This is a genomic window from Streptococcus sp. 4886, assembly GCF_013276485.1.
Lineage (GTDB): Bacteria > Bacillota > Bacilli > Lactobacillales > Streptococcaceae > Streptococcus.
The window spans coordinates 1-21,796 of sequence record NZ_VMLD01000014.1 but is presented as its reverse complement, the minus strand read 5'-3'; the positions used below and the strand labels follow the sequence as shown (position 1 = coordinate 21,796).

The following is a 21,796-nucleotide window of genomic DNA, read 5'->3' as shown; positions in this document are numbered from 1 at the left end:
TTCCTTACTTGATTGGGATTGAAATTCCAATTAATTTCTCTGAGTAGAGTGTCTTGATATTGGCTTCATCAATAGAGTCCTTATCAATTTTACGTTTCAAGAAAAATTCTTGAATGGTTTCGATTTCAGGTTCACGAATAGCACGGTGTTTGTTTGAGATGAGGATTTCATAGTGAAGCGGCGCTTGGGTAAAAATAACATCTGTATTCCCCGCAGAATAAACCTCAACAAGGGTTGCATCGGTACTTTCTAGCTGACTTTTTACAAGTTGCGAGTGTGAGTTTGTCGTATTGATAAGCTTCATAATATTTCCTCCGATTTTCTAATTCTATTATAGCACTTTTTGAATAAAGTCGCTTGATTTATACTCAATGAAAATCAAAGAGCAAACTAGGAAGCTAGCCGCAGGTTGCTCAAAACAGTGTTTTGAGGTTGTGGATAGAACTGACAGAGTCAGTATCATATACCTACGGTAAGGCGACGCTGACGTGGTTTGAAGAGATTTTCGAAGAGTATTAGTCAATCTTATGCTGTTTTTTCCAAGATTGGATGGCCCATTTATGGCTACCACGTTTGAGGTTCTCAATAGCCTCGTCAATAGGGAACCAGGCAATATGATTAAAGTCTTCTAGTGGCTTTTGAACTTCCTTGAAAGAAGTCGCTTCATAGAGGTAGGCAGGATTGTAGTAGTAGGTATCACGGTGACGAGAGTAGAAATATTCGTCAGCTTGTCCATAATAGGTACCAATTTCAGCAGTGAATCCAAGTTCTTCAATCAATTCACGTTTTAGGGCTTCCTGATGATTTTCCCCTGCTTCAATTTCGCCACCTGGTAAGAACCAAGCACCATTAGGAGCTTGAACTAAAACTATTTGTTTTTGTTCAGCGTCAGGAATAACTGCATATACACCGTAACGTGAAACATAGTCTGTATTCGCTTTTTTTTCTCCGAAAGTTGGGTTTGCCATTGCATTTTCCTCATTATCTAGTATCGTTATTATTATCATAATGGACAAAGGGCAAGCTGTCAAGAAATTACAGTTATTTTAGTAAAAAAGAAGCAGAAAATTTTCATTTTCCACTTATTTTATATAGTATTTATTTTTCTGTTTCAGAAGCTTTCACTTCAGCTTTTTTGGCAGATTTGATTTGAATGTTGCCCTTGCTGGTCATAACTGCCTTTAGGTCTTTTTCACTTGGATTTTCAAGGTAGTAGTCAGTGATTGCGTCCTCAATATAGTCTTGAATAGTACGACGAAGTGGGCGCGCCCCCATTTTTGGATCATAACCGAGGTCAACCAATTTTTCCTTGACCTTGTCAGTTACATCCAAATGAATGTTGTTGCTAGAAAGGCGCTTGTTAACGTCTGCAAGCATAAGCTCGACAATCTGAAGGAGGTTTTCCTTGCTGAGAGCCTTAAATTCGATAATACCATCAAAACGGTTCATAAGCTCTGGGCTAAAGAAGTTACCGAGTTCACCGAGAACAGAGTTGGTACGTCCTTCTCTAGCAGCCCCAAATCCAACGCTGGCTTCTGCCTTACCTGTACCTGCATTTGAAGTCATGATGATGATGGCATCCTTGAAGCTAACGGTACGTCCTTGCCCATCTGTCAAACGACCATCGTCCAAGACCTGGAGGAACATGTGCATAACATCTGGATGGGCTTTTTCCACTTCATCCAAGAGAATAAGAGAATATGGATTGCGGCGAACTTTTTCAGTTAATTGCCCAGCCTCATCGTAGCCAACATAACCTGGAGGGGCGCCGACCAACTTAGCTACACTGTGTTTTTCCATGTATTCACTCATGTCAAAGCGAATCATGCTGTCAGCAGAACCAAAGAGTTCGATAGCTAGTTGTTTGGAAAGTTCTGTCTTACCGACACCAGTTGGTCCGACAAAGAGGAAGCTTCCAATTGGACGGTTTGGCGTACCGAGACCGACACGATTCCGGCGAATAGCCTTGGCAATCTTATCGACTGCATCGTCTTGCCCAATAACATGAGACTTGAGGTCTTCAGCTAGATGGATAAGTTGAGATTGTTCTTTCTCTTTCAAATCGCCAACAGGAATATTGGTTTTCTGCTCGATAATGTGTTCAATGGTTTTCTCACTGATGATAGGAGTATCCTGGTCTGTGACCTTTTTCTTTTGCATTTCCTTATACTTGGCAATCTGGTCACGGAAGTAGGCGGCCTTCTCAAAATCTTCCTCTCGTGTAGCTTGAGATTTAAGATTTTCAGCCTCAATCAAGCGCTGATCAATGACTTTAGGATCCACAAAATTCAAGGTCAAGTTCATCTTAGAACCTGCTTCATCTAGGAGGTCAATGGCCTTGTCAGGTAAGAAGCGGTCTTGAATGTAACGATTGGAAAGAGTTGCAGCTGCTTCAATTGCAGCATCGGTATATTGAACGTGGTGGTAGTCTTCGTATTTCTTTTGAATTCCTTTGAGGATAGTGATTGTTTCTTCCACCGTTGGTTCATCGACTTTAACAGGCTGCATACGACGCTCTAAGGCAGCATCCTTTTCAATGATACGGTATTCATTGAGGGTAGTAGCGCCGACCAGTTGCAGTTCCCCACGAGCAAGGGCTGGCTTGAGGATATTTCCTGCGTCCATATTACCATCACTCGCAGAACCTGCACCGACAATTTCATGGATTTCATCGATAAAGAGGATAATATCCTCACGTTTGCGAATTTCTTCCATGAGTTTTTGCATGCGTTCTTCAAATTGTCCACGAATACCCGTTCCTTGAACCAAGCTAACCACATCCAGACGGATGACTTGTTTACCTTGGAGTTTATGTGGAACATCGCCATCAACGATTTTCTGAGCTAGGCCTTCGACAACGGCCGTTTTTCCGACACCAGGTTCACCGATAAGGACAGGATTATTCTTGGTTCTACGATTGAGAATCTCGATGACACGGATAATCTCATCGTCGCGCCCAATAACGGGGTCAATGTCTCCACGACGGGCAATCTCAGTTACGTTGATACCAAATTCTTCTAGCAGGCCTTTTTCTTGGCTTGGTGGTGGAGTTTGAGCGGATCCATGATTTTGGGAACCATAACCGCCGTTTCCACCGTAACCTCCACCTGATTGGGTTGGGGGAATAGGAGGAGTGTTGTTAGAAGGTCTGAAATTGTTTAGGTCGTTGAAGAAATCACCAAAGGGATCGAAATCACGATTGTTCAAATCTGTCATGCCTTTAAAGAGACTGTTATTAGGGTCTGTTTTGATAATCTTATAGCAGTTTTGACAGAGGTCAATTTGTTTTTGTTTTCCATTGAGATTGGTGTAAAGATGAATTGTTGAGTCGTTAATTTTACAGTTTTGACAAAGCATACATCTACCTCATTTCTTTCTTTAGCCTGACCTGTTTAAAGGTCAAAAATAGTCAAATTTCTATACTCTCATTATAACAGGATTGGGGTGTAAAGCAAGTAAAAAGATTGTAGCTTTGAGAAGTTGTTACAATGAAAATCTTCGTGGATTTGGACTATAAAAAAATCCTATTTGTGAGACAAAAAGGATTTTGGTTAGACATGCAGGGTGTAATCCCAGCTTGTTTTGTATTAGTAAAGGAGTTCGTAAATCTCCATTGCAATCAAGTCAATGCTATCAAAAGTATAAGTTTCGCGAGCTTCTACATCACGAAGGGTAAAGATTGATCCGTTTTCTTCGTCGTGGCTGTATGCAACTTCTGCAACAACAACTCCTTCGCGTTCAAAATTACGTTTTAAATTTCCGCCATCGTTTGCCATTGCTTCAAGGCGGTTGATGATTCTAACCAAATGTGATTCCATTTTGATTCTCCTTCATTTCTTATCGTTACTATTTTACCATAAAGGAGGCCAACTTGCCTAGAAAAAACTAAGATTTCTCGCTAATTCTGCTAGTTTAAAGATTTTTAAATAAATTGGATAAAAGATTTGAATTTTAATTCAATACATGTTATAATCATACAGTACTCTATTTTAGAAAGCAGTGTGACTATGAATTTTTCTTTTTTACCTAAGTATTTACCTTATTTTAACTATGGGGCTGTTGTGACGGTTCTCATTTCTATCTGTGTTGTCTTTTTGGGAACTATTTTAGGGGTTGTCTTGGCTTTTGGGCAACGTTCAAAGTTTAAACCGCTTGTTTGGCTGGCCAACTTGTACGTTTGGATTTTCCGCGGGACGCCGATGATGGTTCAGATCATGATTGCCTTTGCTCTAATGCATATCAATGCTCCGACTATTCAGGTTGGGATTTTGGGTGTTGATCTTTCTCGTCTGATTCCAGGGATTTTGATTATCTCTATGAACAGTGGTGCTTATGTTTCTGAGACTGTTCGTGCTGGAATCAATGCGGTTCCAAAAGGTCAGCTAGAAGCGGCTTATTCGCTAGGGATTCGTCCTAAAAATGCGATGCGCTATGTGATTTTGCCACAAGCAATCAAAAATATCTTGCCAGCTTTGGGGAACGAATTTATCACCATTATCAAGGACAGCTCCCTCTTATCAGCTATCGGTGTCATGGAGTTGTGGAACGGGGCTACAACAGTTTCTACAACAACCTATTTACCTTTGACACCACTTTTATTTGCAGCCTTTTATTACTTGATTATGACTTCTATTTTGACAGTAGCCTTGAAAGCTTTTGAAAAACGTATGGGACAAGGAGATAAGAAATAATGACAGAAACCTTGATAAAAATTGAAAATTTACATAAATCATTTGGAAAGAATGAAGTATTGAAGGGCATCAACCTCGAGATTAAAAGAGGAGAAGTTGTCGTTATCATCGGTCCTTCAGGGAGCGGGAAATCTACCTTGCTTCGCTCTATGAATTTATTGGAAGAAGCAACCAAGGGGAAGGTTATCTTTGAGGGAGTCGATATTACGGACAAGAAGAATGACCTGTTTGCTATGCGTGAGAAGATGGGGATGGTTTTCCAACAGTTTAATCTCTTTCCTAATATGACTGTGATGGAAAATATCACCTTGTCACCTATCAAGACCAAAGGTGAGAGCAAGGCAGTTGCTGAGAAGAGAGCCCAAGAACTTTTGGAAAAAGTTGGTTTGCCAGATAAGGCAACTGCTTATCCACAGAGTTTGTCAGGTGGGCAGCAACAGCGGATTGCCATCGCGCGTGGGTTGGCCATGGAACCTGATGTTTTGCTCTTTGACGAGCCAACTTCAGCCTTGGATCCTGAAATGGTAGGTGAGGTATTGGCTGTTATGCAAGACCTTGCCAAATCAGGAATGACCATGGTTATCGTAACACATGAAATGGGATTTGCCCGTGAGGTGGCAGACCGTGTCATCTTTATGGCAGACGGTGTGGTTGTTGAAGATGGAACACCAGAACAGATTTTTGAACAAACCCAAGAACAACGGACTAAGGATTTCTTGAGTAAGGTTTTATAGGTTAGCTTTGTTAAGCTATTTGTAACCAATTTTAAACTTTCAAGACAAGATTAGTGAAAAGCTCGACCAGAGCTTTTTCTTATAGTTTGAAACTATAGGATAGCCTAGGAAAGAAGTGTTAGAGGGGACTAGCGGTTTTTGGTATAATGGAAGATATTTGAAAGAAAAGAGAAGTGATATGACACAGATTATTGATGGGAAAGCTTTAGCGGCCAAATTGCAGGGGCAGTTGGCTGAAAAGACTACAAAATTAAAGGAAGAAACAGGTCTAGTGCCTGGTTTGGTAGTGATTTTGGTTGGGGACAATCCAGCCAGCCAAGTCTACGTTCGCAACAAGGAGAGGTCAGCTCTTGCAGCTGGTTTCCGTAGCGAAGTAGTGCGAGTTCCAGAGACCATTACTCAAGAGGAATTGTTAGACCTGATTGCTAAATATAATCAGGATCCAGCTTGGCATGGGATTTTGGTTCAGTTGCCATTACCAAAACACATTGATGAAGAGGCGATTCTATTGGCTATTGACCCAGAAAAGGATGTGGATGGTTTCCATCCCTTAAACATGGGGCGTCTCTGGTCTGGTCATCCAGTCATGATTCCTTCGACACCTGCAGGAATTATGGAAATGTTTCATGAATATGGGATTGATTTAGAAGGTAAAAATGCGGTTGTCATCGGTCGTTCAAACATTGTTGGAAAACCCATGGCTCAGCTTCTTTTGGCCAAGAATGCTACAGTGACTTTGACCCATTCACGTACTCATAATCTTGCCAAGGTAGCTGCTAAAGCAGATATTCTTGTAGTAGCAATCGGTCGTGCTAAGTTTGTGACTCCTGATTTTGTGAAACCAGGTGCGGTAGTCATTGACGTTGGGATGAACCGCGATGAAAATGGTAAGCTCTGTGGGGATGTTGATTATGAGGCGGTTGCCCCACTTGCTAGCCACATCACGCCAGTTCCTGGAGGTGTCGGTCCTATGACCATTACTATGCTGATGGAGCAAACCTATCAGGCAGCACTTCGGACATTGGATAGAAAATAAGAGAAAAATCGCTGAAGAGAGTGTATTTTCTATAGCTATATCTGAAATGGCAGAAATGAGTATTAAATTTTAGAAATAAGTTTATAAAAGGAGGTCTGCGCCTCCTTTTTGTTGTATAATGGAGTGAGGTGATTAGATGATTTTAAAAATTTATAATGGGGAATATAGTTTACAATGGGATGGAATATACTACTTAGCACTAATTGATTATCCAAATATTCAAGAGTGGGAATTAGAAAAAATTGCTAAATTTATAGCTTACGAAAAACTTCATAAACGTCAAACAAGTATTGACTGTGCTGATTCTTGTTTAAAAAAAGAAATTTTAGATTACATCTGTCAGCATCCCTTTCTGCCACCATTTACCCCTACAAATAAAATAGTAGCCTCGACTTATGATCTACATAAGAGGTTAGTGACTTCAGACTACTGTAGTCATACTACGACTATAGATGCAGCTATTTCTATCTTTAAAACAGGTCAGCTCTTATCTGCTGTGAAAGCCTTTGGGCGAGATGCTGAGGAGTTGGTTTTGGATAGTAGAAATGCTGCATCGGATCCGATAGATTATTTTGACTATGTCATGTTAGGGTGGTCAAATACAAGTTCTGGTTATCGATTAGCGATGGAGCGTTTATTAGGTCGAGCTCCTTCAGAGAAAGAATTACAAGACAAGTTTATTCCTGGAGTGAGTTTTCATTTTATCTATACAGATTTGATTAAAGTTACTGGTTATATTTTTGATGGCTACCATGTTGCAAAAATTAAGGACATGTTGAATTTATTTAGTGAGTTGTATATTTGTGTTATTCCAACTCATAATAAGAGCCAATTTGAAAATATTATTCCAACTAAAATACAAGATAGGGTGCATTATCTTGACTATGCTGGAGAAGACTTAGAAGAGTGGACTAAGAAAGTCTATCAAGTTGTTTTAAAACAATCAGATAAAGGATAGTTGAGGAAAAAAGGATGAAAGTGATTGATCAAACCTTACTAGAAAAAATTATTATTGAACGTTCTCGTACAAGTCATAAAGGAGACTACGGTCGTCTGCTCTTGCTGGGTGGAACTTATCCTTATGGTGGTGCCATCATCATGGCTGCCTTGGCAGCAGTAAAAAGCGGTGCAGGATTGGTGACTGTTGGAACAGATAGAGAAAATATCCCAGCTTTGCACAGTCATTTACCTGAGGCTATGGCCTTTTCTCTTCAAGACCAGCAATTGTTACAAGAGCAATTGGAGAAGGCAGAAGTTGTCTTGATGGGGCCTGGTTTACGAGACGATGCTTTTGGAGAAGAACTAGTCAAACAGGTCTTTGCTGGCTTAAAAAAGAATCAGATTTTGATTGTAGACGGAGGGGCCTTAACCATCCTTGCTAGGACAAGTTTGTCGTTTCCATCTAACCAGCTTATCCTAACTCCCCACCAAAAAGAATGGGAAAAGTTGTCTGGTATTACGATTGAAAAGCAAAACGAAGATGCAACGACTAGTACCCTAACTTCCTTCCCTCAAGGAACAATTTTGGTGGAGAAAGGTCCAGCTACTCGTATTTGGCAAGCTGGCCAATCTGATTATTACCAGTTACAGGTTGGCGGTCCCTATCAGGCGACTGGGGGAATGGGAGATACGCTTGCTGGGATGATTGCAGGATTTGCAGGCCAATTCCGACAGGCCAGTCTCTACGAACGTGTGACAGTAGCGACCCATCTTCATTCAGCTATTGCCCAAGAACTAGCTCAAGAACATTATGTGGTCTTGCCAACGGAGATTAGTAATTGTCTTCCTAAAGTAATGAAAAGATATGTCTAAAATAGTTAGACAAAAAATGTTGATAATTTGTATCATTATTCTTAAATTACAAAAAACGAACGTTTAGCATTCTTCTCACTGAGAAACTAAATTTGTTCGTTTTCTTACTCTTATAAATCTATTTTTGTTAGAGTTTATTTGGTTTATATCCGTACTTAAAGTGATTTGTCAGAACTCTACTTTTATTAAAAAAATTCAATTTCAAGGATAAATAAGCAGTATTCTAAAGGTATTTTTAGATGAAATAAAAGCCTTTACATGGTATAATAGAGGTAGCTCTTTAATGGAGGTGTTTGAGTGGAAAATCTGAAGAAAATGGCAGGTATCAAGGCTGCTGAGTTTGTCAAGGATGGCATGGTCGTTGGACTTGGAACAGGCTCGACTGCCTATTATTTTGTCGAAGAAATCGGTCGTCGTATCAAGGAAGAAGGATTGCAGATTATAGCTGTAACGACTTCTAGTGTGACCACTAAACAGGCAGAAGGCCTTAATATCCCACTCAAATCTATTGACCAAGTAGACTTTGTCGATGTGACGGTTGATGGTGCAGATGAAGTGGATAGTCAGTTTAACGGAATCAAAGGCGGTGGTGGTGCCCTTCTCATGGAGAAGGTGGTTGCAACACCATCTAAAGAATACATTTGGGTAGTTGATGAAAGCAAGCTGGTCGAGAAACTAGGTGCTTTTAAATTGCCAGTAGAAGTGGTTCAGTATGGTGCAGAGCAGGTCTTTCGTCATTTTGAACGAGCTGGCTACAAACCAAGTTTCCGTGAAAAAGATGGCCAACGTTTTGTGACGGATATGCAGAATTTTATCATCGATCTTGCCTTGGATGTCATTGAAGATCCAATTGCTTTCGGACAAGAATTGGACCATGTCGTTGGTGTCGTAGAGCACGGTTTATTCAACCAAATGGTGGATAAGGTCATTGTTGCTGGACGAGATGGGGTTCAGATTTTAACCTCAAGAAAAGAAAAATAGAAGGGGGCATAAGATGTCTAAATTTAATCGTATTCATTTGGTGGTACTGGATTCTGTAGGAATCGGTGCAGCACCAGATGCTAATAACTTTGTCAATGCAGGGGTTCCAGATGGAGCTTCTGACACACTGGGACACATTTCAAAAACAGTTGGTTTGAATGTCCCAAATATGGCTAAAATAGGTCTTGGAAATATTCCTCGTGAAACTCCTCTTAAGACTGTACCGGCAGAAAGCAATCCAACTGGATATGCAACAAAATTGGAAGAAGTATCCCTTGGTAAGGATACCATGACTGGGCACTGGGAAATCATGGGACTCAACATTACTGAGCCTTTCGATACTTTCTGGAATGGATTCCCAGAAGAAATCTTGACAAAAATCGAAGAATTTTCAGGACGTAAGGTCATTCGTGAAGCTAACAAACCTTACTCAGGAACAGCCGTTATCGATGATTTTGGACCACGTCAGATGGAAACTGGAGAGTTGATTATCTATACTTCAGCTGACCCAGTTCTTCAAATTGCTGCCCACGAAGACATTATTCCTTTGGATGAATTGTACCGTATCTGTGAATACGCTCGTTCAATCACCCTTGAGCGCCCAGCCCTTCTAGGTCGCATCATTGCCCGTCCATATGTTGGTGAGCCAGGTAACTTCACTCGTACGGCAAACCGTCGTGACTTGGCTGTATCTCCATTTGCCCCAACTGTTTTGGATAAATTGAATGAGGCTGGTATCGATACTTATGCTGTGGGTAAAATCAATGATATCTTTAACGGTGCTGGTATCAACCATGACATGGGCCACAACAAGTCAAATAGCCATGGAATTGATACACTATTGAAGACCATGGGCCTTGCTGAGTTTGAAAAAGGATTCTCATTCACAAACTTGGTAGACTTTGATGCTCTTTACGGCCACCGTCGTAATGCTCACGGTTACCGTGATTGTCTGCATGAGTTTGATGAACGCTTACCTGAAATTATCGCAGCCATGAGAGAGAATGACCTCCTCTTGATTACTGCTGACCATGGAAATGACCCAACCTATGCAGGAACAGACCACACTCGTGAATATATTCCACTTTTGGCTTACAGTCCTGCCTTTAAAGGAAATGGTTTGATTCCAGTAGGACATTTTGCAGATATTTCAGCGACTGTTGCAGATAACTTTGGTGTTGAAACAGCCATGATTGGGGAAAGTTTCTTAGATAAATTGGTATAAAATGACGCACTATGCTTTGCTGGTGAGGGGTATTAATGTTGGTGGCAAGAATAAGGTCGTCATGGCGGAGCTTCGTCAAGAACTGACAGAATTGGAACTGGAAAAGGTTGAAAGCTACATCAACAGTGGCAATATTTTCTTTACTTCGGCAGACTCAAAATCCCAATTGATTGAAAAATTAGAGACTTTCTTTGCAGTCCATTATCCATTTATTCAGAGTTTTTCCCTAATGAGTCAAGAAGACTATGAAGCAGAAGTGGAAAATCTCCCAGCTTGGTGGAGCGAAGACTTGGAACGAAAAGACGTCCTATTTTACACTGAGGGTTTGGATGTGGATCAAGTCATCGAGAAAGTAGACAGTTTAAAACTGGAAGATGAAGTTCTTCATTTTGGAAAACTTGGTATTTTCTGGGGGAAATTTTCTGAAGAAACCTACTCTAAAACTGCCTATCACAAGGATCTGCTCAAGATGCCTTTCTATCGCCACATTACCATTCGCAATGCTAAAACTTTTGACAAAATCGGTCAAATGCTAAAAACTAAAAAAGGAGACACACAATGACATTTTTAGATAAAATCAATGAAACAGCTGCCTTCCTGAAAGAAAAGGGAATCCAAGCGCCTGAGTTCGGTCTAATCCTTGGGTCAGGACTTGGAGAATTGGCAGAAGAAATCGAAAATCCAGTTGTAGTAGATTATGCTGATATTCCAAACTGGGGCCGTTCAACAGTAGTTGGCCACGCTGGTAAATTGGTATATGGGGAACTTGCAGGTCGCAAGGTCTTGGCTCTTCAAGGTCGCTTCCATTTCTACGAAGGCAATCCTCTGGAAGTCGTGACTTTCCCAGTTCGTGTCATGAAAGTCCTCGGATGTGAAGGTGTCATTGTAACCAATGCGGCTGGTGGTATCGGATTTGGTCCTGGTACTTTGATGGCTATCTCAGACCATATCAATATGACAGGACAAAACCCATTGATAGGTGAAAACTTGGATGACTTTGGTCCTCGTTTTCCAGATATGTCTAAGGCCTACACACCAGAATACCGTGCTACTGCCCATGAAGTAGCTAAAAAACTGGGTATCAAGCTTGATGAAGGTGTCTATATCGGTGTAACTGGTCCAACTTATGAAACACCAGCAGAGATTCGTGCCTATAAGACACTGGGAGCAGATGCAGTTGGTATGTCTACTGTTCCTGAAGTGATCGTGGCAGCCCACTCTGGCTTGAAAGTTCTAGGAATTTCATGTATTACTAACTTTGCGGCTGGTTTCCAAGAAGAACTCAATCACGAAGAAGTTGTAGAAGTAACCGAACGTGTCAAAGGTGATTTCAAAGGCTTGCTTAAAGCTATTCTTGCAGAATTGTAAGAAAAAAGATTTAAAAGGGGGAATGCCTCTTTCCTTTCATGGTTGACTATTCGGAATAAAGAAGAAACATAGGTAGACTATGGGGTTCTTCCTACTCTTGTACCTGAAAGAGTCTGACAGTTAGCATTGTGAAAGACAAGATTCTAGGATACTAGCATTAGCTTCCTACCAAGCAGACTAGGATGATAAGGAAAGATAAGAATGAATTTATACTCAATGAAAATCAAAGAGCAAACTAGGAAGTTAGCCGCAGGTTGCTCAAAACACAGTTTTGAGGTTGTAGATAAGACTGACGAAGTCAGTGACCATATCTACGGTAAGGCGACGCTGACGTGGTTTGAAGAGATTTTCGAAGAGTATTACTTTCTGAATTTCTCAACCTTGTCTTATATAGGGGACAAGGAGATTTAGTTTGAGTCTGCTTATAAATAAACGAAAAGAAAGATAAGAAATAATGAAAATTGGTCAACGAATTATGCGCTTTGGCATAAAAAAATTAAGTATCGGAGTTGTATCTGTTGCAGTCGGCTTCGCATTTCTAGCTCCAGCTGGAATTTCAGCCAATGAAGTAAAACAAGATGTAACATCTGAAGTGGCAACAAGAGTGCCAGATTCTAAGGAGGAATTGAGAGAGCCGGAAAATGTTGCTCCAAAACTAGAAACTCCTCTTAGAGAGGAGCCAAGACTAGCTCCTCAACCGCTTCCGGAAGCAAGTGAAGTTCTTGAAAACAAAAGGGAAGAGTCAAAAGTAGAGATGACAGAGCCAGCTCAAGACTCACCTGTTCATGCTCCTGTAGAAGAAACTAAAGAAGAAGTTGTGACAGAAAAACCAACAAATACTCGTTCTCTAACCGCAGAAGATTTGGTGAAGATTTCCAAAGGGGAATTGCATTTAGAAAATGATTTGATTGATGAATCTCTCTATGGTGAAAAAGTTCTTGATTTGGAAGGGGATGATGACCAAGATGGCATCAAAAACAAAGATGAACTTTATGTTTACAACAAAGATGGTAAGGATTATCTAGGATATAACAGTCATCCCTTGCTAGCAGACAGTGATGGGGATGGTTTGGCAGATGGAGAAGATGACAATAAGAAAGAATGGTATGTCACAGATCGTGATTCTCTTCTCTTTATGGAGTTAGCCTATCGAGACGATGATTATATTGAGAAAATTTTAGATCATAAGAATCCTTTCCCTAGTCTCTATCTTGACCGTCAAGAATACAAACTCATGCACAATGAATTGGCTCCTTTCTGGAAAATGAAAAAAGCCTACCATACAGATAGTGGTTTGGATGCTTTCTTATTTGAGACCAAGAGCGACCTTCCTTATCTCAAAGATGGAACGGTGCACATGTTGGCTATTCGTGGAACGCGAGTTAATGACGCCAAGGACTTAAGTGCAGATTTGGTTTTATTAGGTGGAAATAAACCAGCTCAAGCAGATGATATCCGCAAGGTTGTTGGGGAATTAGCCAAGGATAAAAGTATTACCAAGTTGTATATGACAGGTCATTCTCTTGGAGGCTACCTAGCTCAGATTGCAGCGGTTGAAGCTTACCAAAAATATACTGACTTTTATAACCATGTATTGAGGAAAGTGACGACTTTCAGTGCGCCTAAAGTGATTACTTCCAGAACTGTTTGGAATGCTAAGAATGGTTTCTGGGATGTTGGTTTGGAAAGCCGTAAATTAGCTGTTAGTGGAAAAATTAAGCATTATGTAGTTGATAATGATAATGTTGTGACTCCATTGATTCATAATGATCGTGATATTGTTACATTTACAGGTAATTCACGCTTTAAACACCGTTCTCGTGGCTATTTTGAAAGTCGAATGAATGATATTCCTAACTTTAATATTGGTAAACGAGCTACCTTGGATAAACATGGTTATCGTGATCCGAAATTGGATAAAGTGCGATTCTTTAAGAAACAGGCTCTGCCTCAATCTTCTAGTCAACCAAGCGCTGAACCAATGGAAAATATTGCCTTAGGAAAACAGGTTACTCAAAGTTCGACAGCTTTCGGAGGAGATGCTAGAAGAGCTGTGGATGGCAAAGTTGATGGTAACTATGGTCACAATTCTGTCACTCATACCAACTTCCAATCCAAGCCTTGGTGGCAAGTAGATTTGGCTAAAGAAGAAACCATTCGCCAAATCAATATTTACAACCGAACAGACACTGCCCAGGATAGATTGGCAAACTTTGATGTCATTCTGTTAGATAGTTTTGGTAAAGAAATTGAGAGAAAACGCATAACATCTCTTAAAGATGTATCAGCACAAATTGCGATTAACCATAAAAAAGCGCGCTATGTTCGAATTGAGCTAGAAGGCTATAATGCCCTCAGTCTTGCAGAAGTCCAAGTATATCGTGCTGAGAATATCGCTTGGAAAAAACAAGCCAAGCAAAGTTCTACTGATTTTGGAGGAGATGCTAGTCGTGCCTTGGATGGTAATACCAATAGTAGTTATAGCCAGCAATCAATTACCCATACAAAATTTGAAAACCAGCCTTGGTGGGAAGTTGATTTAGGTCGTACAGAACAGGTAGGACTTGTTCGCCTTCATAACCGTGGGGATGGAGAACTTTCTAAACGTCTGTCAGACTTTGATGTGATTTTATATGATGAAAAAGGGAAAGAAGTTGCTAGACAGTATGTTTCTAAACTTGACGGAACGAGCTTGGATGTTCAATTAAATGGGAAATTGGGACGCCGTGTTCGTGTGCAACTACGTAAGAACAATCAAGCCCTCAGTCTTGCAGAAGTAGAAGTTTTCCGCTTTATAGCTACGAATGGTGAGACGGCGACACAAATTTCTAAGCCAGTTCAACCAATCAGTCAAACTCCTGCAAAAGACAAAACATTGACAATTCAACATAGTGGAGCTTACATTGCTCGCTACTCTATAACTTGGGAAGAAGTTACAGTAGATAAAGATGGAAACCAAGTTGTTCGTAGTCGTTCTTGGGAAGGAAACGGTCGCAACCAGACTGCAGGTTTTGTCCTCAACCTCCCAATCAAAGAAAATATGAGAAATCTGCGAATTAAGATTGAGAAAAAGACAGGTCTACTATGGAATAGATGGCAAACAATCTATGAAAACAGACCAATTTTAGCTCAACCCCACCGTAAAATTACCCATTGGGGAACAACATTAAATTCTAAGATTTCTGATGACGATGTCTTGTAATCTGATGATACAATGACAGTTAGATGATTTAGTTCATAAGAGAAGTACTACCTGAGCTTGAATAGAACTCAGGTAGCTCTCTGTGAAAGAACAAAATTAATACTCAATGAAAATCAAAGAGTAAACTAGGAAACTAGCCGCAGGCTGCTCAAAGCACTGCTTTGAGGTTGTAGATATAACTGACGAAGTCAGTAACATATATACGGCAAGGCGACGTTGACGTGGTTTGAAGAGATTTTCGAAGAGTATAAACAGAAAGGTAGAGCACGTGTTCTGATTTGAACACGAGTAGAAATTCGTACCTATAAGATGCTTGGAACAGATGTGGTCGGAATGTCAACTGCTCCTGAAGTTATTGTTGTAGCCTATCAGGTTTGAGATTTCTAGGAATTTTATGTATTACTAACTATACTACTGGTTTCAAAGAAGAGATTAACCACGAAGAGGTTATAGAAGTGATTGAGTGTGTTAAAGGTGATTTTAAAGGCGTACTTAAAGCCGTTTTTGCTGAATTATTACTATGTTAAAAGAATTGAGGAGTATTTTTCAGAAAATCCCTTATAATCTTAAATTATTCCTAGCAGTCATTTTGCAAGGAATAGTTTCAGGTTTATCTGGTATTTTTATACATTATCTTTTAAAGATGATAGAGGGGATAGCTTTTGGTCAATCAGAGCATCAAACTGTATTCTTGACAGATGGAGTTTCCTCATCGCGGATAGGATTAAGTTTAATAATTGTGGGTGTCAGCTCATCCTTGGTCTGGTATTTCTTGCAAAACAAATCACAGATTTTTTCCATTAAAGCACAGATGAAGGATGAGACTTCACAATACAAACTTCATTTTTTAAAACAGCTATTTCATTCAATTTGGCAGATTATTGCAGTTGGAGGGGGAGCACCTATTGGTAAAGAAGCTGCGCCACGAGAGATTGGAACTCTATTTGCAGGACCAATTGGAAAAATATGTTCTCTCTCTAAGAAGGATCAAATCTTTCTCCTTGCTTGTGGTGCTGGTGCTGGTTTAGCAGCTGTCTATCAGGTTCCATTAACAAGTGTCTTCTTTGTTTTTGAAACTCTAGGAATTGCTCTATCTATTAAACGAGTTGTCTTAGTCGGTTTTACTACCTATGTGTCAACCTATACAGCAGGCTTGGTTATTTCAGATCAGGCTCTCTACCAGATTCCAGCCATCGCATGGTCATTAAAGGAAATGTGGATTATTCCCTTATTACTTCTTTTCTTAACCCCACTAGCTTGGCTTTTTGGTCGCTTGAGTAAAGCAGTGTCTTCAAACAGGATAAAAGATAAACGAATACTTCTCACATTGCCCACAGCTTTTCTTTTTCTTGCTGGGTTGGCAAGTTATTTTCCACATCTACTTGGAAATGGATGTATGATGGCTCAGGAAGTATTGAATGGTAGCAATGGCAAAACAGTATTCCTCTTGTTTATCCTAAAAGCACTGGTCGTTCTTATTACTCTGTGGGCAGGGGCCTATGGTGGTACACTTACGCCATCTTTTGCCTTGGGGATGGCTGGAGCTGCTCTCTTTGGAATGATTCTAGGTGGGGATAGCCAGCCAAGCATTTTGCTTTTGGGATCGGTTTGCTTTTTGTCTGTGACCTTGAGGGCTCCCTGGTCTGCAACTGGATTAGTAATAGGTTTCACTGGGCTAGGTTTGGATTCTCTTCCGTATCTCTTAGTAACAGCTGTTTTAGCCTATGAATTTGCAAAAATGTTAGACCGCTTTTCTTGGGCTAACAGACTGTGTCAGAAGTCAAAGAATAAAGTAATAAGATAGAAAACGACCGTTTCTTCTAATCAAAGATTTATCTTAAAAGATTAAAAACTATCGTCAATTTATCAATAACTGTTTAAAAAAATGTAGTAGGTTTATCGGAGTCATGATTGAATCCGATTTTTCCTAGCTATAAAAATAAAATAAAAAAAAGAAAGGTAGAGCGTGTGTTTTGATTTGAACACGAGCGGAAAACTTTTCATAACAATAAAAGAAAGGATGGGTAAACCGTATTTGCTGAACTGAATACGGACGGAGAACTGTGTAAAAAAGATAAACTTCCTAGCATCATTGATGCTACGTCAGTTTCCTATTTTTACTTTGTTCTCTGTCGCCCTTTATATCTTAACTATGTCTATCCATATTGCTGCTCAGCAGGGTGAAATTGCTGATAAAATTCTTCTTCCAGGGGATCCTCTTCGTGCTAAATTTATTTCGGAGAATTTCCTTGAAGATGCTGTTTGTTTTAACGAAGTGCGTAACATGTTTGGTTACACTGGTACTTACAAGGGTCACCGTGTATCTGTTATGGGAACTGGGATGGGAATGCCCTCAATTTCGATTTATGCGCGTGAGTTGATTGTTGACTACGGAGTGAAAAAATTGATTCGTGTGGGAACTGCAGGATCTTTGAATGCAGATGTCCACGTACGTGAATTGGTTTTGGCGCAGGCAGCTGCAACCAACTCTAACATCATCCGCAATGACTGGCCACAGTACGATTTCCCACAAATCGCTAGCTTTGATTTGCTAGATAAGGCTTATCATATTGCCAAAAATCTCGGTATGACAACCCACGTTGGGAACGTTTTGTCATCTGATGTCTTTTATTCAAACTACTTTGAAAAGAACATCGAGCTTGGTAAATGGGGGGTCAAGGCTGTGGAAATGGAAGCAGCAGCACTTTACTATCTGGCAGCCCAACACCATGTTGACGCACTTGCCATCATGACTATTTCTGATAGTTTGGTCAATCCAGATGAAGACACGACTGCAGAAGAACGTCAAAATACCTTCACTGATATGATGAAGGTTGGTTTGGAAACCTTGATTGCAGACTAAAAGTAGGCTATATTCAGAATGATTTCTCTTGTTCTCAAATGATAACTATTAACAATGAATCAATTCTGAAATAGGTAAGAATAAGGAAATTGAAGAAAGCCTAATTGTGTCAAAGGACCGAGACTAGTCAGTTTAATATCTAAATCATAATCAAATAAAGTTGGAAGCCAAGTTGACAAGAAGTCAAGACTTTCAACTTTTTAACTTGAAAATTCCTAGGAGTACAAAATGGATAAGATTGAACAATTACAAGGTATTATTGATCAAAGTCAGAGAATTGTCTTTTTCGGTGGTGCAGGGGTTTCTACAGAGTCTAATATTCCAGATTTTCGTAGTTCAGATGGTATATATAGTCTGAAACTAGGTCGCCATTTTACTGCCGAGCAACTGGTTTCACGCACTATGTTTGAGCGCTATCCAGAGGATTTTTTTGATTTCTACAAAAAGTATCTGGTATATCCTGATGCCAAGCCGAATTTAGCACATGATTATCTAGCGTCGTTGGAAAAAACAGGTAAATTAAAGGCGATTGTGACGCAAAATATCGATAGTCTCCATGAAATGGCAGGATCTCAGAAAATTTTGAAACTGCATGGTAGTGCAGATCGTAATTATTGTTTGGGCTGTCATCGCTTTTATGATTTGACTGTCTTTTTGGAACTTGGAGGTCCAGTTCCCTACTGCTTAGATTGTGGCAAGGTGGTCAAACCTGACGTGACCCTTTATGAGGAAGCGCTAGATATGGATGTATTTAGTCGCGCAGCTCGAGCCATTCAGCAAGCAGATTTGTTGATCATTGGTGGAACTTCCTTAGTTGTTTACCCTGCAGCTAGCCTAATCAATTATTTTTCAGGGTCAAATCTTGTCGTTATCAACAAGTCCAGCACTCCTCAAGACAGCCAAGCTGATTTAGTTATCGAAGGTAAGATTGGAGAAGTTTTTTCTAAATTGAGACAATAAAAAACTGAAAGAAGTAGGATTATACTTCCTTCAGTTTTTTTGTATCACGAACTCAGAAACTATGAACAAGATTCTCTTCATTTCTAGGGGAATTTTATTGTTGATTTATAAATTGCTCGAGTTATTTTTAATTGTTGAATAAAAGGAAAAAAGGAAGACTTTCTGGATGAAAAACTTCCTTTTTTAGTCAATCAGTACATGCTGATTTTAATGAAATGCTACTATATTGTTTACTTTTTTAAAGATCGCAAAAAACAATCAATCTCTGCTTGAGAATGGAGAATATGCATCTTTTCTGGGTAAGTATTGTTTAAGTATTGGTATCTATCCTTAGCATTTTTTGTTCGCCCCTCCCAGAGAATCCATCGTACAAACTCCCAGTCAAAGCGTTCAGGGCATCCCTTAGCCATACTTTCTCTGACTTTTCCCCGGTATTTAAGATAACGCTTAAAGGCCCGAAAGAGACAGGTAAATGGTGAAAAATTGAGAAAGATGATTTGGTCAGCTTCCTGCATTCTTTCCTCATAGAAACACCAAGAATAATTACCATCGATGACCCAAGCTTCATGCTTGGTAAGAAAATTTTTCATCTCGGTTAACATCCATTCGCGATCACTGTCTTGCCAACCAGGTTGAAATTGGAGTGTGTCCATGTGAAGTTTTGGGATGGAGTGGTAGTGAGACAACTTTTCAGCTAGAGTTGACTTACCTGCACCAGAATATCCGATAATTGCGATTTTCATTTTCTACCTTTCCTATTTGAGGACAAAAAAACAGCCTCTATGGACTGTTTCTTATTTAGCAAGTTTAGCTGAAAGACGAGCTTTATCGCGGCTTGCTTTGTTTTTGTGAATCAAACCTTTAGTTTCTGCTTTATCGATAGCTGAGCTAGCAGCACGGAAAAGTTCTTCAGATGGGTTTGCTTCGAAAGCTTTGATAGCAGTACGCATAGCTGATTTTTGAGCTGAGTTCTTTTCGTTTTGTTTAACGTTCAATTCAGCGCGTTTGATAGCTGATTTAATGTTTGCCAATGTTCTTACCTCCATATTTACTAACTATACCATTATATCTGAAAACTTACGTTTTGACAAGGGAAAATTACTTTTTTAAGTAAATTTCATCGATTTCATGGTTCTTACTTTTATGTAGAATCACTTCCGCACGATTTCTAGTTGGTTCAATATAATTTTGTAGATTTGTGAGATTGATACTGGTCCAGACCTGATGGGCAAAGGACTCCACTTCCCCAATCGGCATTTGAGTAAAACGATAATAGTAGCTATCAGGGTCGTTTTGGGCTAGGCTCAGCATCTTCAAGAAACGGTCCAGATACCAACTCTCAATATCATCCACTCCAGCATCTACATAGATGGAAAAGTCAAAGAAGTCAGTGATATAGAGACGATCGTTTTGTGGATTTTGAAAGACATTGATTCCTTCAACAATTACAAAATCAGCAGCTTTGACACTTTGCTTTTCCTCAGGTACGATGTCGTAGACTTCATGAGAATAGACAGGAATATCCACATCTTGTCCATTTTTGATGCAGTCCAAGAAGTTGAGAAGAGCTTCCATATCATAGCTTTCAGGAAATCCCTTACGATTTAAAATCCCTTGTTCAATCAAGGTCTGGTTGGGATAGAGAAAGCCGTCAGTTGTTACCAACTCAACCGTAGCATCTGTCAGTGTACGGGACAGTAGGATTTGAAGTAGGCGACTGGTTGTTGATTTTCCAACGGCAACACTCCCAGAAACCCCAATAATAAAAGGTTGAGATTTACTTTCACGTTGGAGGAAAATTCCTTTTGAAAAGGCCAAATCTTCCTTAGTTCGCTTGTAAATCTGAATCAGATGAGCCAAGGGGAGATAGATATCTGTAACGTCTTGAAGACTGATTTGGTCATTAAAACTCTTGATAGATTCCAATTCTTCTTCTGTCAAAGGAGGTGTTGTCTTTCGATGTAAAGATTGCCAAGTCTGGCGGCTGATTTTTTCAAAATGTAAAAATTCGTTGGTCATTTGTTTTCCCCTAGATATTTTGTCTATCATACCATAAAAAGTTAAAAAAATAAAGCGGTTTCTTGAATGTGGTAAGTCAATAGTATATAATATAAGTAGATAGAGGATGAACAATTTATTGATGAAGTAGGAGCTGCTTTCTACTGACTTATCAGCTATAAAGGGGGCTTTGGGGTTTATAACTTATAGGAGGTGTACTATGAAAATCTTGAAACGTTACCTATTGGAACTCTGTTTTATTTTAAGTTTTGCCTTACCTTTTATAAAAGGAGTCAATGCGGATAATGGTAGACGCTTTGTGGAAATCTATTACGGTTTTACTTTTTTGATGGAACATGACATTGTAACAGTTGTCTTTCTTTGTTCGCTCTTGATTGCTTTCTTACTAAAAAAGCGGTGGGCGAAATGGCTTGCTGCTGGAAGTTATCTATTCTTGATTTTGTGGATTGCTACAGAGGGTTATTTCTTCCGCATGTCACTAGAAGATTTGATACGACTTTGGACAAGTTTGGAAATCCTGACACAAACTTATCAGTTGGGCTTTTATTTAAACATTTTGTTGGGAATTTTGTTGATAATTAAGTATCTGAAGGTTAAACAATAGTAATAAAAATGCGCCTGATGATAAACAATAAACTTTGTGTTATATGATTTATCATGGTAATGATAGCTGTAGTCCTAGATGAAATACAAGTTGCTTATAAAAGTTGAAAGAGATTGAAGGGGAGCTATTGTAAAGCAACTTCCTTCAATCTTTTTGTTATGTGACTATTAGTCCGTCTCGCTCCGTTAGGTGTGAGACAAAAAACCACCCGCTATGCGGGTGCGCGTCGAAGGTTATACCAAAAAAACTCCGAACGCGACACAATAAAGGTGTTCAAGCTAATTGTAAAGCGAAAGGAGAA

At 39.7% G+C, this 21,796-nt stretch carries 22 protein-coding genes and 1 pseudogene; 16 read left to right on the top strand and 7 right to left on the bottom strand.

Annotated features, from left to right (window positions below; all coding sequences use genetic code 11):
- Positions 1-4: 4 nt before the first annotated feature.
- From HT679_RS06665 to HT679_RS06650, 4 genes are all read right to left on the bottom strand, one after another.
- Positions 5-304: a DUF1827 family protein gene (locus HT679_RS06665; protein ID WP_000767194.1), complete on the bottom strand. Its 300-nt coding sequence runs from the start codon at positions 302-304 to the stop codon at positions 5-7.
- 211 nt (positions 305-515) lie between these two features.
- Positions 516-968: an NUDIX hydrolase gene (locus HT679_RS06660; RefSeq protein ID WP_000013084.1), complete on the bottom strand. Its 453-nt coding sequence runs from the start codon at positions 966-968 to the stop codon at positions 516-518.
- A gap of 130 nt (positions 969-1,098) precedes the next feature.
- Positions 1,099-3,357 carry an ATP-dependent Clp protease ATP-binding subunit gene (locus HT679_RS06655; RefSeq protein WP_173213683.1) on the bottom strand — a complete coding sequence of 753 codons (2,259 nt, stop codon included), beginning with the start codon at positions 3,355-3,357 and terminating at the stop codon, positions 1,099-1,101.
- 230 nt (positions 3,358-3,587) lie between these two features.
- A complete protein-coding gene (locus HT679_RS06650; protein ID WP_000443574.1) occupies positions 3,588-3,818 on the bottom strand; it encodes a DUF1797 family protein in 231 nt (76 codons plus the stop codon).
- A gap of 189 nt (positions 3,819-4,007) precedes the next feature.
- On the opposite strand from HT679_RS06650, the gene HT679_RS06645 reads away from it, so the two are divergent.
- The 15 genes and pseudogenes from HT679_RS06645 (at position 4,008) to HT679_RS06575 (ending at position 18,872) form a co-directional block, all read left to right on the top strand.
- Positions 4,008-4,691 (top strand): amino acid ABC transporter permease, encoded by a 684-nt coding sequence (locus tag HT679_RS06645; RefSeq protein WP_001011642.1) that lies wholly within the window; start codon positions 4,008-4,010, stop codon positions 4,689-4,691.
- On the top strand, positions 4,691-5,425 hold the full coding sequence (locus HT679_RS06640; protein WP_000140955.1) for an amino acid ABC transporter ATP-binding protein: 735 nt from the start codon (positions 4,691-4,693) through the stop codon (positions 5,423-5,425). The genes HT679_RS06645 and HT679_RS06640 overlap by 1 nt, the downstream gene beginning before the upstream one ends.
- A 178-nt stretch (positions 5,426-5,603) precedes the next feature.
- Positions 5,604-6,461, top strand: a complete 858-nt coding sequence (locus HT679_RS06635; protein WP_173213681.1) for a bifunctional methylenetetrahydrofolate dehydrogenase/methenyltetrahydrofolate cyclohydrolase — start codon at positions 5,604-5,606, stop codon at positions 6,459-6,461.
- Between the two features lie 136 nt (positions 6,462-6,597).
- A complete protein-coding gene (locus tag HT679_RS06630) occupies positions 6,598-7,419 on the top strand; it encodes a phosphate ABC transporter ATPase (protein WP_173213679.1) in 822 nt (273 codons plus the stop codon).
- Positions 7,420-7,433: 14 nt separating this feature from the next.
- Entirely contained in the window at positions 7,434-8,273 is an 840-nt protein-coding gene (locus tag HT679_RS06625; RefSeq protein ID WP_173213676.1) for an NAD(P)H-hydrate dehydratase, read from the top strand.
- Between the two features lie 297 nt (positions 8,274-8,570).
- Positions 8,571-9,254, top strand: a complete 684-nt coding sequence (gene rpiA / locus HT679_RS06620) for a ribose-5-phosphate isomerase RpiA (RefSeq protein WP_173213674.1) — start codon at positions 8,571-8,573, stop codon at positions 9,252-9,254.
- A 13-nt stretch (positions 9,255-9,267) separates the two neighbouring features.
- Positions 9,268-10,479, top strand: coding sequence for a phosphopentomutase (locus HT679_RS06615; RefSeq protein ID WP_038805088.1), 1,212 nt, complete (start codon positions 9,268-9,270; stop codon positions 10,477-10,479).
- Position 10,480: 1 nt separating this feature from the next.
- Positions 10,481-11,041, top strand: coding sequence for a DUF1697 domain-containing protein (locus tag HT679_RS06610; RefSeq protein ID WP_173213672.1), 561 nt, complete (start codon positions 10,481-10,483; stop codon positions 11,039-11,041).
- Positions 11,038-11,847 carry a purine-nucleoside phosphorylase gene (locus tag HT679_RS06605; RefSeq protein ID WP_138702284.1) on the top strand — a complete coding sequence of 270 codons (810 nt, stop codon included), beginning with the start codon at positions 11,038-11,040 and terminating at the stop codon, positions 11,845-11,847. The genes HT679_RS06610 and HT679_RS06605 overlap by 4 nt, the downstream gene beginning before the upstream one ends.
- A 201-nt stretch (positions 11,848-12,048) precedes the next feature.
- On the top strand, positions 12,049-12,258 hold the full coding sequence (locus HT679_RS11375; protein WP_240148104.1) for a hypothetical protein: 210 nt from the start codon (positions 12,049-12,051) through the stop codon (positions 12,256-12,258).
- Positions 12,259-12,301: 43 nt separating this feature from the next.
- Positions 12,302-15,049 (top strand): thiol-activated cytolysin C-terminal domain-containing protein, encoded by a 2,748-nt coding sequence (locus tag HT679_RS11570; RefSeq protein ID WP_173213670.1) that lies wholly within the window; start codon positions 12,302-12,304, stop codon positions 15,047-15,049.
- Between the two features lie 291 nt (positions 15,050-15,340).
- Positions 15,341-15,576 (top strand): annotated as a pseudogene (locus tag HT679_RS06590) (purine-nucleoside phosphorylase); the annotation flags it as partial.
- Entirely contained in the window at positions 15,570-16,853 is a 1,284-nt protein-coding gene (locus tag HT679_RS06585; RefSeq protein WP_173213668.1) for a chloride channel protein, read from the top strand. The pseudogene HT679_RS06590 and the gene HT679_RS06585, both read left to right, overlap by 7 nt.
- 348 nt (positions 16,854-17,201) lie before the next feature.
- On the top strand, positions 17,202-17,912 hold the full coding sequence (gene deoD, locus HT679_RS06580) for a purine-nucleoside phosphorylase (protein ID WP_173213898.1): 711 nt from the start codon (positions 17,202-17,204) through the stop codon (positions 17,910-17,912).
- A gap of 228 nt (positions 17,913-18,140) precedes the next feature.
- Positions 18,141-18,872, top strand: coding sequence for an NAD-dependent protein deacylase (locus HT679_RS06575; RefSeq protein ID WP_173213666.1), 732 nt, complete (start codon positions 18,141-18,143; stop codon positions 18,870-18,872).
- Between the two features lie 230 nt (positions 18,873-19,102).
- Here the strand turns inward: HT679_RS06575 and HT679_RS06570 are convergent, their stop codons facing one another.
- The 3 genes from HT679_RS06570 to coaA all read right to left on the bottom strand — a co-directional run bounded on the left by HT679_RS06570 (position 19,103) and on the right by coaA (position 20,891).
- Positions 19,103-19,615, bottom strand: coding sequence for a DNA topology modulation protein (locus tag HT679_RS06570; protein ID WP_173213664.1), 513 nt, complete (start codon positions 19,613-19,615; stop codon positions 19,103-19,105).
- A 51-nt stretch (positions 19,616-19,666) separates the two neighbouring features.
- Positions 19,667-19,903 (bottom strand): 30S ribosomal protein S20, encoded by a 237-nt coding sequence (gene rpsT, locus HT679_RS06565; protein ID WP_001274000.1) that lies wholly within the window; start codon positions 19,901-19,903, stop codon positions 19,667-19,669.
- A 67-nt stretch (positions 19,904-19,970) separates the two neighbouring features.
- Positions 19,971-20,891 (bottom strand): type I pantothenate kinase, encoded by a 921-nt coding sequence (coaA, locus tag HT679_RS06560; RefSeq protein ID WP_173213663.1) that lies wholly within the window; start codon positions 20,889-20,891, stop codon positions 19,971-19,973.
- A gap of 199 nt (positions 20,892-21,090) precedes the next feature.
- Between coaA and HT679_RS06555 the strand changes: the two genes are divergently transcribed.
- On the top strand, positions 21,091-21,495 hold the full coding sequence (locus tag HT679_RS06555; RefSeq protein WP_173213662.1) for a hypothetical protein: 405 nt from the start codon (positions 21,091-21,093) through the stop codon (positions 21,493-21,495).
- Positions 21,496-21,796: the final 301 nt, after the last annotated feature.

Coding starts and splice junctions, on each gene's coding strand:
- HT679_RS06665 (WP_000767194.1), bottom strand. CDS start 304: ATGAAGCTTATCAATACGACAAACTCACACTCGCAACTTGTAAAAAGT.
- HT679_RS06660 (WP_000013084.1), bottom strand. CDS start 968: ATGGCAAACCCAACTTTCGGAGAAAAAAAAGCGAATACAGACTATGTT.
- HT679_RS06655 (WP_173213683.1), bottom strand. CDS start 3,357: ATGCTTTGTCAAAACTGTAAAATTAACGACTCAACAATTCATCTTTAC.
- HT679_RS06650 (WP_000443574.1), bottom strand. CDS start 3,818: ATGGAATCACATTTGGTTAGAATCATCAACCGCCTTGAAGCAATGGCA.
- HT679_RS06645 (WP_001011642.1), top strand. CDS start 4,008: ATGAATTTTTCTTTTTTACCTAAGTATTTACCTTATTTTAACTATGGG.
- HT679_RS06640 (WP_000140955.1), top strand. CDS start 4,691: ATGACAGAAACCTTGATAAAAATTGAAAATTTACATAAATCATTTGGA.
- HT679_RS06635 (WP_173213681.1), top strand. CDS start 5,604: ATGACACAGATTATTGATGGGAAAGCTTTAGCGGCCAAATTGCAGGGG.
- HT679_RS06630 (WP_173213679.1), top strand. CDS start 6,598: ATGATTTTAAAAATTTATAATGGGGAATATAGTTTACAATGGGATGGA.
- HT679_RS06625 (WP_173213676.1), top strand. CDS start 7,434: ATGAAAGTGATTGATCAAACCTTACTAGAAAAAATTATTATTGAACGT.
- HT679_RS06615 (WP_038805088.1), top strand. CDS start 9,268: ATGTCTAAATTTAATCGTATTCATTTGGTGGTACTGGATTCTGTAGGA.
- HT679_RS06610 (WP_173213672.1), top strand. CDS start 10,481: ATGACGCACTATGCTTTGCTGGTGAGGGGTATTAATGTTGGTGGCAAG.
- HT679_RS06605 (WP_138702284.1), top strand. CDS start 11,038: ATGACATTTTTAGATAAAATCAATGAAACAGCTGCCTTCCTGAAAGAA.
- HT679_RS11375 (WP_240148104.1), top strand. CDS start 12,049: ATGAATTTATACTCAATGAAAATCAAAGAGCAAACTAGGAAGTTAGCC.
- HT679_RS11570 (WP_173213670.1), top strand. CDS start 12,302: ATGAAAATTGGTCAACGAATTATGCGCTTTGGCATAAAAAAATTAAGT.
- HT679_RS06585 (WP_173213668.1), top strand. CDS start 15,570: ATGTTAAAAGAATTGAGGAGTATTTTTCAGAAAATCCCTTATAATCTT.
- deoD (WP_173213898.1), top strand. CDS start 17,202: ATGTCTATCCATATTGCTGCTCAGCAGGGTGAAATTGCTGATAAAATT.
- HT679_RS06575 (WP_173213666.1), top strand. CDS start 18,141: ATGGATAAGATTGAACAATTACAAGGTATTATTGATCAAAGTCAGAGA.
- HT679_RS06570 (WP_173213664.1), bottom strand. CDS start 19,615: ATGAAAATCGCAATTATCGGATATTCTGGTGCAGGTAAGTCAACTCTA.
- coaA (WP_173213663.1), bottom strand. CDS start 20,891: ATGACCAACGAATTTTTACATTTTGAAAAAATCAGCCGCCAGACTTGG.
- HT679_RS06555 (WP_173213662.1), top strand. CDS start 21,091: ATGAAAATCTTGAAACGTTACCTATTGGAACTCTGTTTTATTTTAAGT.